This is a genomic window from Syntrophorhabdales bacterium (assembly GCA_035541455.1).
In the GTDB taxonomy this organism is placed as follows: Bacteria; Desulfobacterota; Syntrophorhabdia; order Syntrophorhabdales; family WCHB1-27; genus JADGQN01.
The window spans coordinates 1-12,048 of the sequence record DATKNH010000139.1 but is presented as its reverse complement, the minus strand read 5'-3'; the positions used below and the strand labels follow the sequence as shown (position 1 = coordinate 12,048).

Genomic DNA, 12,048 nt, shown 5'->3' with positions numbered 1-12,048 from the left:
TACCGAGAGCCTCTGCTGCGGCATGGGCGGCGGCAGGGTCTGGGCAGAGACGGAAAAGCATGAGCGCTTCTCCAACCTGAGAGTGGAACAGGCGCTCTCCCTCGGCGCAGAGGAGCTGGTGACTGCCTGTCCTTACTGCGTCACGGCGCTGGAGGACTCCAGGCTCGTGCTCAACCATGCGGATGATATACAGGTGAAGGATATAACGGAGATAGTGCAGGAAGTGATGTAGAGGAAGAGAGGCGTGCAGCACAGGAGGAATCAGCCAGATATGGCAGGTGTCGCAGCAGATGTGGTGTGCGACCGCTTCTCGGAGGAAAAATGGGTCAGAAGCCCTGCTCACGTTCCTATTGAAAGAGAGCTTACAATCTATGTCAATCTACGGGAACTGGTTACCATACTCTGCACGCCGACAAAGCAAAATTTTCTCGTGCTCGGCTTTCTTTATTCAGAGGGAATTATCTCGGGCATGAGTGATGTGATGATGATGCGCGTGTGCGACGAGGAGTCGGAAGTTGATGTGAGGCTGAGCAACCCTGAATTTGAATTGCCTGCGAAGCGGAGGCTCACCTCCGGGTGCGGCGGTGGCGCGAGCTTCAGGACAGATGCGCAGAGGGTCGAATCCGACATGGTCATTGCGCCCGGGGAAATACTTTCTTTGATGAAGCAGCTTCAGGAGCGGATGGATCTTTATCAGCTTAGCGGCGGCGTACACACTTCCGCTCTCTCTGACACAAAACATCTTCTCGTAGTGACAGAGGATATAGGGCGACATAATACACTGGATAAAATACAGGGCGAATGCCTTGCGACGGGAGTCTCAACGAAGGATCGGCTGGTTCTGACCACGGGTCGCGTGTCTTCAGAGATGTTGCTGAAGGCAGCACGCATGCAGACACCGGTTGTCGTTTCACGACACACCCCCACGGGCAGCGCTGTATCGCTTGCTCGTGACCTGGGCATTGCCCTGGTTGGCCGTGCGGCAGGGAGCCGCTTGACGGTTTATTCTCATCCGGAGCGGCTTGGCTGCTCTCTGAATTAAGTGAAATACTCCCGATTATCCGGGAAGATACATACGCTGAGGTGTAGAACGTGGAAAACGTAATAACGCTCAAGGAAAACATGCAGCAGCTCTGTAAGAATCTAGGGGACAATAATGTCGGCGATGTGATGGTCCTCGGTGGGGGTATCAGCGGCATTCAAGCCTCACTCGATCTTGCCAGCGCCGGTTTTAAAGTCTACCTGGTCGAGAGAGCACCGAGCATAGGCGGCCATATGGCCCAGCTCGACAAGACCTTTCCGACCAACGACTGCTCGATGTGAATACTCGCACCCAAGCTGGTCGAGGTCGGCCGGCATCCGAACGTAGAGGTACTCACCTACACTGACGTTAACAGTGTAGAAGGAACAGTCGGGAATTTTACTGTAACCGTCACAAAAAAGGCCCGCTACATCCTTGAAGATAAATGCACGGGTTGTACGACGTGCGTGGAATACTGCCCTGTAAAGTATCCAGATGAGTTCAACCAGGATATATCGAAGAATAAAGCCGTTCACATCTACTTCCCACAGGCGATACCCCTCGTGGCATATATCGATGAGAGCTGCCTCTACCTGAAAGAAAAGAAATGCCGTATCTGCGAGGCAGTCTGTAAGAACAACGCCATAGATCTGAAGCAGGAACCGGAGAAGAAAGAGTTAAAAGTAGGCGCCATTATACTCTCTGCCGGCCTCGAGCCTTTTGACCCAAGAGTGAGAGAGGAATACCACTACGGCGAGTACCAGAACGTCGTAACCAGCATGGATTTTGAACGGCTGCTCTCTTCCACCGGCGCGTACGGCGGCGAGATACTGCGCGCCTCCGATTTGAAACATCCGAAAAAACTCGCCTGGATTCAATGCGTAGGGTCGAGGCAGGTTCTGGAAGGCGGCAACAGCTACTGTTCGGCAGTGTGCTGCACCTATACCCAGAAACAGGTTATTCTGACAAAGGATCATCACCCGGAGTCAGAGTGCACGATTTTCCACAACGACGTGCGCTCCTACGGCAAAGACTTTGAACGGTACTACCAGAGAACGGAAAACCTCCCTGGCGTGCGCTTCTTCAGAAGCTACACGTCGATAGTAAGAGAAGACCCGGTCACCAAGAATGTCTTCGTACGGTATTCCACGACCGACGAGGGAGTGAAGGAAGAAGAATTCGACATGGTAGTGCTCTCGGTCGGACTCAATCCTCCTAAGGGCGCTGCGGAACTTGCAAAGCAATATGGCATTGAACTGAGCGATCATGGATTCTGCAAAGTCAACGAGGCCAACCCCATGGTAACCAACAGGCCGGGCATTTACGTGACCGGCGGTTTCCAGGGCCCTGTAGATATCCCCGAGTCGGTCTTCAGCGCAAGCGGTGCCGGCGCTCAGATCGGTGAACTCCTTGATTACAGGCGGGGAAATCTGACCAAGGAACGGATCTATCCCGAGGAACGGGATGTCTCGCAGGAGGAGCCGCGGATCGGTGTCTTCGTGTGCCATTGCGGCGCGAATATCTCAAGTGTCGTGGGCATTGCTGACACGGTGGAATATTGCAAGACCCTACCCTACGTGGTCCATGCCCAGAACCAGGTATTCTCTTGCGCTACCAACTCCGCCAAAGAGATCACTGACGTCACAAAGGAAAAGGGGCTCAATCGCGTGGTCGTCGCTGCCTGTTCCCCGAGGACCCTCGAACCTCTGTTCCGAGACACCCTGAGGGAAGCAGGGATTAATCAGTACTACTATGAAATGGCCAACATCAGAGAGCATTGCTCCTGGGTGCACTCCAAAGAGAAGGAAGAAGCGACAGAGAAAGCAAAGGACATTATCCGCATGTCGGTTGCACGGGCCTGCAATCTTGAGCCTCTGCAGGAATTTGACCTTCCCGTTGACAAACGGGCACTGGTGGTAGGAGGCGGCGTAGCCGGCATGACCGCTGCGCTCTCGATTGCCAACCAGGGCCACCAGGTCTATATCGTGGAAAAAGAGAAAGACCTCGGCGGCATCGCCCGGAAGATCCACACTACTCTCGACGGTCTCGATGTACAGGCCTATCTACGGGATCTCACCAAAAAAGTCTACAAACACCCGCAAATCCATGTCTATACGGATGCGACCATCACGGATGCGAGCGGCTACGTCGGCAATTTCGTGACAAAGGTAAAGTCTGACAGGGGAATGACCGAGATAAAGCATGGCGCAGCAGTGATCGCCATAGGCGCCGACGTGTACACACCTACCGAATATCTGTACGGGCAGGATGAGCGGGTCCTCACGCACCTCGAACTCGAAGAAAAGATCGCGCAGGGAGACGAAAAGGTCACGGGTGCCCAGAGCGTCGTCATGATCCAGTGCGTGGGCTGCAGGAACGAAGAGAGAAACTACTGCAGCAGACTGTGCTGCAGCGAGTCTGTAAAGAACGCCCTCCTGCTCAAAGAGAAGAACCCGAACATGGATATTTACGTCCTGTTCAGGGATATAAGAACATATGGCCTCAAAGAAGACTTTTACCGGGAAGCGGCAGACAAAGGCGTGCGGTTCATCCGCTATGAGCAGACGGCTCCGCCCACGGTCGAACCGGGCGAAGCAGAGGACGGCCGGTCTGTCCTCAAGGTGACCGCAATAGATTACGTGTTGGGGAAGAAGCTGGAACTGGATGCTGATATCCTTGCCCTCGCTGCCGCGGTGCTCCCTTCCGCGTCGACCAAGGAAGTAGCCAGCTTCTTTAAGGTAACGCTCAGTCCCGATGGCTTCTTCAAAGAAGCCCACGTGAAATTGCGGCCGGTCGAGTTCGCGACAGACGGCGTCTATCTGTGCGGGCTCGCGCACTATCCGAAGTTCATGCAGGAAACCATCAATCAGTCCTACGGGGCCGCTGGCCGGATATTGACGCTTCTCTCTCATGATACGGTCGTTGCCTCTGGTTCTGTGTGCGAAGTTGACGAGAACAAGTGCATTTCGTGCGGCGCGTGCATCACAGCCTGCACGTACGGCGCAATCGAGTTCTACGAAACACCTCAGGGCAGAAAGGCCAAAGTCAACCCTGTGCTCTGCAAAGGTGACGGCCTCTGCAACACCAAGTGTGCAACCAACGCCATACAGTTGAAGCACTACACGGATGACGAGGTGCTGAGCGAAATCGATGCGGCGGTAGTAGATGAAGAGACCGCGCGTGAGGTTGAAAAGGCCGTCGGAGGATAAGTACAGCCTATGAAGGGGGTGAGAAAGAATGAGCGTACCAAAGAAATTTAAGCCAAAGGTCCTGGGCTTCGTCTGCCACTGGTGAGCGTACGGCGCAGCTGACCTGGCTGGAGTTTCCAGACTGCAATATACAACCGAAATGAGACTCATCCGCGTCATGTGTTCCGGGAGAGTCGACCCGTCATTCATACTCAGGGCTTTCTCAAAAGGGGCCGATGGTGTGTTTATCGGTGCGTGCCATCTGAGTGAATGCAACTACATGACGCATGGGAATTACCACACACTCAACATGGTGCTTCTTCTCAGAAAAGTACTGGAGCATGTGGGCATCAACCCTGAGAGGCTGCGGATGGCCTTCATGTCGGGTGCTGAAGCAAACCTTTTTGCTGAGAACGTGAATAGTTTCGTCAAGAAGATAAAAGAGCTGGGACCCCTCGGCACAATTGAGGGATTGGACGAGGAGAAGCTGAAGTTCAAGCTTGAAACGGTGACGGAACTCATCCCGTACATCAGGCTTGTGGAGAGGGAGAGATTGCGGGCACCCGTGATGAGCGAAGAGGCTTATCACAAGTTCTACTCCAGCGATGAACTGAATAGATTGTTCAATCAGACCATCGTGGAAAAGCTCGCAATAGGACAGATCATCTCGCTGCTTCGCGAAAGGCCCCTGTCGACGGCAGAAATCGCCAAGAGCCTCGGCTTGAGCCCGTCGGAAGTATCAAAGTACCTGAACAGCTCATCCAGGCAACGACTGGTGAAGTACGATGAAAGCGAGAAACGCTATGCGCTCGCGTGAGGAAAGTCTATGAACAAAGAGAGAGTCGACCAGATCATTGATAAGCACAATGGCGAAGCCAGTTCGCTCATCCAGGTACTGCTTGACATCCAGGCAGAGAACAGCTGGCTTCCCAAGGAAGCACTGGAACGCGTTGCAGAACGCTTGCAGGTTCCCATGACCCGCATACAGCACATTGCCACCTTCTATAAAGCCTTCAGTCTGGTTCCGAAGGGACGGCATCAGGTGCATATCTGCATGGGTACCGCCTGCCATGTCCGCGGTGCATCCCGAGTGCTTGATACTGTCGAGGGGTTGACCGGCATCAAACCGGGCGAGACAGACCTGGATCTGAAGTTCTCGCTTGAGATTGTCAACTGTCTCGGCTGCTGCGCGCTAGGTCCTGTCATGGAAATCGACGGGAAAACGCACGGAAAAATGACGCCGGCCCAGACTGCCGACGTACTTAAAAACTACCAGTAAGGATACGTTATGTCGCGGATACAATCGCCCGCTGAATTGGAAGCATTAAGGGAAGAAATCCTCTCCAAGAGGGATCCGAACAAGCCTTGCATCACCCTCTGTTCCGGGTCTGCCTGCCACGCCTCTGGAAGCAGGGAAGTGGCAGCAAAGCTTGAAGAGGAGATCGAGAAACAAGGCCTCAAAGAACAGGTGGACATCAGGAAGACCGGCTGCCACGGTTTTTGTGAGCGCGGCCCCATCATCGTGATCCGTCCGGAAGAAATATGCTACTTCCAGATCAAACCGGAGGATGTCCCTGAAATCGTCTCCCAGACCATCAAGGAGAAGAAGATCATCGATCGCCTCGTTTACACCGATCCGGCTGCCAAAGAAAAAATCATTCATGAATCTGAGATCCCCTTCTACAAGAACCAGGGACGAATCGTGTTCGGCGCCAACATCAGTGTCGATCCGAAGAGTATCGAGGATTATCTGGCAATCGGCGGGTACAAGGCGTTAGCGAAAGCGCTCACCACGATGAGCGCCGATGCGGTGTTGCAGGAAGTGAAGAAGGCCAACCTGCGCGGTAGGGGCGGAGGCGGTTTTCCGGCAGGCGTCAAGTGGGAAGGAACCCGGAATGCTCCCGGCGATATCAAGTATGTTATCGTCAATGCTGACGAGGGCGACCCCGGAGCCTACATGGACAGAAGCTTACTGGAGGGCAATCCCCACGCAGTTCTCGAAGGACTGACCATCGGCGCGTATGCGGTGGGGGCGCATGAAGGCTACATCTACGTGCGCCAGGAATATCCGCTGGCCGTGGAGAACGTGAATATGGCTATCAAGATTGCCACGGAATACGGCCTTCTGGGGAAAAATATCCTGGGTTCAGGTTTTGATTTTGTGGTCAAGGTGCACAGGGGCGCGGGAGCGTTTGTGTGCGGCGAGTCAACCGCATTGATGACCGCTCTCGAAGGCAGGGCTGGAGAACCGAGACCAAAATATATCCGTTCTAACGTGGTAGGCCTCTGGGGGAGACCCAGCGTGCTGAACAATGTTGAAACGTGGGCCAATGTCCCTCTTATCATCAACAACGGCGCTGACTGGTTTACCCAGTATGGCACCGAAAGCAGTAAAGGTACCAAGATCTTCTCTCTGGTCGGGAAAATAACCAACACCGGCCTGGTGGAAGTGCCCATGGGCACACCGCTGCGCGACATCATCTACAAGATAGGCGGTGGCATTCCGGGCGGAAAGAAATTTAAAGCAGTGCAGACCGGCGGGCCGTCAGGCGGCTGCCTGCCGGAGGAGTCACTGGATTTGCCGGTGGGCTTTGATGAGTTGACCGCGGCCGGTTCCATGATGGGTTCGGGCGGCATGATCGTGATGGACGAAGACACCTGCATGGTGGACGTCGCCAGGTATTTCCTTGAATTTCTCACCGATGAATCGTGCGGCAAATGCGTGCCCTGCCGTGAAGGCATGCGGCAGATGCTGAAGCTTCTGACGAACATTACAAAAGGGAAGGGCAAAGAGGGTGATATCGAGCTTCTGGAGCAACTCGCGGAGACAGCCATTGAAGCTGCGCTGTGCGCCCTGGGCAAGAGTTCTCCCAACCCATTTCTGAGCACGCTGAAATACTTCAGAGATGAGTATGAGGCTCATGTGAAGGAGAAGCGGTGCCCTGCCCTCTCCTGCAAGGAATTGATTGCTTACTATATTGATCCGGCAAAGTGCAACGCCTGTACCACCTGTGCGAGGAAGTGCCCGTCCGATGCAATCAAAGGCGGCAAAAATCTGATCCACATCGTCGATCAGGAAAAATGCACCAAGTGCGGGACGTGTTTCGAGGTATGTCCTCCTAAATTCCGCGCCGTGACAAAAATATCGGGACAACCGGTTCCGCCTCCTGTTCCTGAAGAAGCCAGAACCATAGTCAGGGAGAGTAAACAAAAATGAGCGACATCCTCTTACAGATCGATGGAAAAGAAGTTAAGGCCAAGCAAGGGATGACCGTACTTGAGGCAGCGAAGAGCGCAGGCATAGCAATCCCTACTCTTTGTTACCATGAGAAACTGGAACCATTCGGCGGTTGCCGCCTTTGCATTGTCGAAGTGGAAAGTCGCGGCTCCACAAGACTTGTGGTCTCCTGCGTCTATCCGGCGGAGAAAAATATCATCGTAAGGACCAGGTCTGAGAAGATCGACAGAATCCGTAAAATGATCCTGGAGCTGCAGATGGCCCATGCTCCCGATGCGTTTATATTCGAGGATCTGGCTAAAGAGTATGGTGCAGATAAGAATCGCTTTGAAAAAGAACCCTCTTTTTGCATCCACTGCGGTCTCTGCGTACGCTATTGTGCCGAGGTCAAGAAGAAGAATGCCATCGGCTTTGTAGACCGGGGCATACGAAAAGAGATCGCCTTCGTCCCGGAAATAGCCGCCAAAGAGTGCTGGAACTGCAAGGAGTGTTTTCCGTTGTGTCCCACTGAGGCGCTCCAGGCGGCATACGTGCTGGTGGAAGCACTGGCGTTCCCCCGCGCTTCAGAATCCACAAAATAAATAAAGCGGCATTACATTAATCTTGTCGCGGAGGCTCGTATGGCCTCCGCGCGTCTCGCCTGCAGCACGTACGCAACACGTAACGTATCAGTATTTTTGCCCGAATTCCTCCTACCACGCTTCATAATTCGACTCTAATACATTCCACGAAGATGCCGATAATTACCATGTGGGCATCCTGGGGCTCAAGCAAAGTTTCATCTGAGCCGATAAGAAGGATTATGGAAAAGCTTTGCATCGTCAGGAGAAGAAAATCTGAGCCCGGGATAAGGTTCAGTGCGGCCGAAGGCCTGGTGCGTGTGGCAAGCGGATCAAGGACTACACCATTGGAGGCATCGAATACCATCTCTCTTGATTGGAATTACCCTTTGCGGGGCGACATCTCGACACCCGATGACCAGAAGCTCTCCATAGAGCTTACTCCTACGCAAGCAGATGTCGTCAAATCGCACGCCTATTTCAAGCTTCTCCTGGGCGGTGAGGCTGACGGATCAAGTCTCAACATACAACGTGCTGAAGACGGCGAGGTCACGTTCAATTTTTATTTCAAGCAGGTCTATCTGTCGAAGCTGCTCACCATCCCAGATGTATGCGGGATGCTGCAGGTAAGTAAAGCCTTTCTGACAAGAATGGTCAAACAGGGCAAGCTGAAGAGCTACAAGATCGGCAAGCTGAGAAGGTTTTCACTGGAAGATATTCTCGCGCACCTAAGTGAAAGTGCGGAAGCTTGGCCGAAAGGGGGAAACAATGTACTATGAATACTGGGGCCTGAAAAAACCGCCGTTCGACAATGTTCCAGATCCTTCAATGTACGTGGAGTCACACGCTTCCGTCGAGAACACCATAGCAGAGACGCTTTTTGCCATAGAGGAGGGCAATGAATGCATTGCCGTCATCGTAGGGGATGTTGGTCTGGGCAAAACCCTTTCTCTCAGGCTCATCCTCGATAACCTTTCCCAGGAAAAGTATAAGGTCGCCTTCATAACAAATCCGGATATGTCGTTCGTGCAGCTCATGAGAGAGATAGTGGGCCAACTCACCGGGCAACCATGTGAAATCCAGAAACGTATTGACCTGCTGGAGATGTTCAATAAGATAATCTTTCAGACAGCTGACGAGGGTAAGAAAGTCCTCCTATTCATAGACGAAGCAAACGCGCTTCCTCCGGGGAATCTGGAAAGCCTCAGGCTTCTTACAAATATGCAGGAGGATCATAGAAATCTCTTTACCATAGTATTGGCAGGACAGATTGAGCTTGCACGCAGGCTCGAGAATCCCCGGCGTGCCAACCTCTTTCAACGCATCGGGACGTACTGCAGGATCGACAAGATTCAATCCCCAGAACTGATTAAGGATTACGTTGAAACCCGCCTCAGGTTGGCAGGCTGCGAAAGGAAGATCTTTACTGATGATGCCATCGACGTGCTGTGGGAGTACTCGGACCACGGCGTTCCCCGCCTTATTAATAAGATCTGCAAACTCTGCCTGAAGGCTGGAGAGACTAACGAATTTGAGCAGATCGATGGACCCACGGCAAAACAAATCGCAGAGCGGTTTCAGAAGCTCACCGGGCCGGCGCTTCAGAAGAGAAAGCCGCGTAAGCGCTTGTCGCCCAGCGCCACCCGGGAAAGCGGAGACTTCAAACAAGATGAAGAGCAACGTAGAGATGAAGAAATTCCCCAGGGCGTAGTTCTGAATCCACCCGATGTTCCTTCTGAGGTCGGGTTAGGATTTGTCGCCAGCAATGCGCCACTTGAGGAAGTACCTGCGGAAACAGCACCCCTGGCTGAAGCAGAGCCTCCACAGGCCGCAGAACCTGATACCGGAGCCCTCCGGGAGCAGATATCCAAGCCTGACTCCGAGGACGCGCGCACGGATCTGTACGAGGAGGCTACGCTTGGAAAATTCAAAATTAAAGTGGGCATCCCCCTGCAACTCCTGAAGATGGCCACATCCTCAACCCGGGAGAATCGCGCAAAGCTTGCTGGAAGCCTGGCCGCGCAGACCCTCGACAAGTATCCCCAGCTGACGAGTGAGACAGCTGTTGATCCCGTCGCCCTCTGGAGCGAAATAAGAAGCCTCATCCTGAACGCTTTTGAACGGGAAATAGCACAGGCCGAAGCCGATCAGGTCGCAAGCGCCGTCTAGTCACTACTACCGGCTGCGCGGTTCCTGCACCGTCTCAAACCGCACGATGGTTCATTAAAATCTGCTGCTCTCTGCTGTTGTTTCTATTCGTTCTAAAATCTGACGGGCGTTAGCATTTCTAGGATTCAGCGACAGGACAAACTGCAGCCTGTCGATTATGCCCTGCAGCTTTGTCTTGTCCGAGTGCCCTTCGCAAAGACGATATTCAAGGCTTGCAAGATTGCAGTGAGCTTCTTCCTGGACAGACTTGCAAATGATCGATTTTTTGTACATTTCAATGGCGTCATCGTAACGGCCAAGCCCCTCGTAGACGGATCCCAGGTTGTTGCATGCTTCAGCGTTCGTATCGTTGAGGTTGAGTACCCACTTGAAGCAGGCAACGGCTTCGTCGTACTGTCCGTTCTGAGCGTGCAGACTTCCCAGATTGAAGAGCGCCTTTACATGGCGGGGGTCTAAGTTCAAAACCTCCTGATATTCTGCCATCGCCTCATCAAAAATATCATGCCGGTCATAGAGAAGAGCAAGGCAGAAGTGAGCTGAAACAGATTCAGGATTTGCCTGGATCGCCTTCTTGTATTGCCGCATCGCGCCTTCGTAGTCGCCTTCCAGGTCGGCGACATGTGCAAGGTTTATGTATGCCTCCGCGTCGCTCGGATCGGCCTCCCGGGCGCGTTCGTACATCTGTCTCGCGCTGCCCAGTCTCTCCATTTTCTCATACACGTAGCCCAGATCGTTGAATGCGTCCGGGTTACCAGGCTCCAGTTCGGCAACCCGCGCAAAGCACCTCAAGGCCTCTTCATACTCTTCCCTTTCGAGGTGGATGAAACCAAGATTGGTCAGGGCGTCAACATAGTTGCTGTCAATCCGGAGACACTCCTTATACGCTTCAATTGCACGTTCGGGCAGGCCCTCGCTCTGCTCGAGCTGACAGGCTTCGACAAACCAATCGCGCGCAGACTTTTGCTCAGCCAATGCATCTACTCCATCGGGCCATTCTGACACACTCCCTAATCTAAATGATCGGCGAATCGCTAAAAAAGTTGAGGGGCAACTGGAACAGATTGGAGCAGGCAAGAACAAAAGAAGGTGGAGGTAACAGAAAGAGCAGCTAGACGAAAAATAATAAGGACCAATGCAAGGGTATCCGATCCCCTGCCTGGTCCTTACCTTAGCCTTTGTTTTAGTTTTATCTCAACCTGCTTCTTCTTTTACCTGTCTCTTTTCTTACCTGTTCTTACTCACTTGCTCTTTGAAGCCAAAAATACCAAAAATAGGGTTATCCACTAGCCCTTGATATTACTCACAATCCGCCAATTGACGTGGCTTTTCCGCTATTCATTGTGTCGGTGATCGTCGGTGTTTTTTGCGATTCCCTATGAGGCACAGGCACAATTACGGGCACAAACGACAGGCCCGGGGAGGGGGAGAAATCCCCTTCCCTAGCTTTCCAATGCCAACGGATTCACCGTATTAACTTCTTCCTGTAACACGCTAGCGGAGGATACCAAATGAAGTTTGAAAATTGCGTCTGATAATGTTGGTGTCCATCGGCCTAAGTACCCGACCAGCAGACCAGTGATGGGAGTAAATTCAGGATTTAGTTCTACAACCATTTTACTGTTAGCTAAATTTCAAAACCGGACTGTCTGAGAATCAAAACCGGACTCCTCTATGGTAAGGTACCGTGCAGTGCACAGTATCCAGAGAGGAGATGATATGTCGAGACAGTTACGCAACAGATTAAGCGACGAACAAGTTGAAGCGATTCTGAACAGATATGTGGAAGGAAAGCTGAGCGCGGGTCAAGCCCAGGATGTGCTGGGGCTGAGTCGCAGCCAGTTCTTCGAGTGGGTGAAGCGGTATAAGGAAGGT

The 12,048-nt window shown here is 52.8% G+C and carries 10 protein-coding genes; 9 read left to right on the top strand and 1 reads right to left on the bottom strand.

Annotated features, from left to right (window positions below; translation table 11 throughout):
* The 9 genes from VMT71_15415 to VMT71_15375 form a co-directional block, all read left to right on the top strand.
* On the top strand, positions 1-232 hold a 232-nt coding region (locus VMT71_15415; protein ID HVN25361.1), incomplete at its 5' end, for a (Fe-S)-binding protein.
* A gap of 39 nt (positions 233-271) precedes the next feature.
* Positions 272-1,042, top strand: a complete 771-nt coding sequence (gene fdhD, locus VMT71_15410; GenBank protein HVN25360.1) for a formate dehydrogenase accessory sulfurtransferase FdhD — start codon at positions 272-274, stop codon at positions 1,040-1,042.
* Between the two features lie 50 nt (positions 1,043-1,092).
* Entirely contained in the window at positions 1,093-4,230 is a 3,138-nt protein-coding gene (locus VMT71_15405; GenBank protein ID HVN25359.1) for an FAD-dependent oxidoreductase, read from the top strand.
* A 28-nt stretch (positions 4,231-4,258) separates the two neighbouring features.
* Positions 4,259-5,026, top strand: coding sequence for a hydrogenase iron-sulfur subunit (locus VMT71_15400; protein ID HVN25358.1), 768 nt, complete (start codon positions 4,259-4,261; stop codon positions 5,024-5,026).
* A 9-nt stretch (positions 5,027-5,035) separates the two neighbouring features.
* Positions 5,036-5,488 carry an NAD(P)H-dependent oxidoreductase subunit E gene (locus tag VMT71_15395; protein HVN25357.1) on the top strand — a complete coding sequence of 151 codons (453 nt, stop codon included), beginning with the start codon at positions 5,036-5,038 and terminating at the stop codon, positions 5,486-5,488.
* A 9-nt stretch (positions 5,489-5,497) separates the two neighbouring features.
* Complete coding sequence (locus VMT71_15390) at positions 5,498-7,426, top strand: NADH-ubiquinone oxidoreductase-F iron-sulfur binding region domain-containing protein (protein ID HVN25356.1); 1,929 nt, start codon at positions 5,498-5,500, stop codon at positions 7,424-7,426.
* Positions 7,423-8,028 (top strand): 2Fe-2S iron-sulfur cluster-binding protein, encoded by a 606-nt coding sequence (locus VMT71_15385; GenBank protein HVN25355.1) that lies wholly within the window; start codon positions 7,423-7,425, stop codon positions 8,026-8,028. Before VMT71_15390 ends, VMT71_15385 begins: the two co-directional genes overlap by 4 nt.
* 221 nt (positions 8,029-8,249) lie before the next feature.
* Positions 8,250-8,786 (top strand): helix-turn-helix domain-containing protein, encoded by a 537-nt coding sequence (locus VMT71_15380; GenBank protein ID HVN25354.1) that lies wholly within the window; start codon positions 8,250-8,252, stop codon positions 8,784-8,786.
* Positions 8,776-10,176, top strand: coding sequence for an AAA family ATPase (locus tag VMT71_15375; GenBank protein HVN25353.1), 1,401 nt, complete (start codon positions 8,776-8,778; stop codon positions 10,174-10,176). Before VMT71_15380 ends, VMT71_15375 begins: the two co-directional genes overlap by 11 nt.
* 54 nt (positions 10,177-10,230) lie before the next feature.
* Here the strand turns inward: VMT71_15375 and VMT71_15370 are convergent, their stop codons facing one another.
* Complete coding sequence (locus tag VMT71_15370; GenBank protein HVN25352.1) at positions 10,231-11,148, bottom strand: tetratricopeptide repeat protein; 918 nt, start codon at positions 11,146-11,148, stop codon at positions 10,231-10,233.
* Positions 11,149-12,048 lie beyond the last annotated feature (900 nt).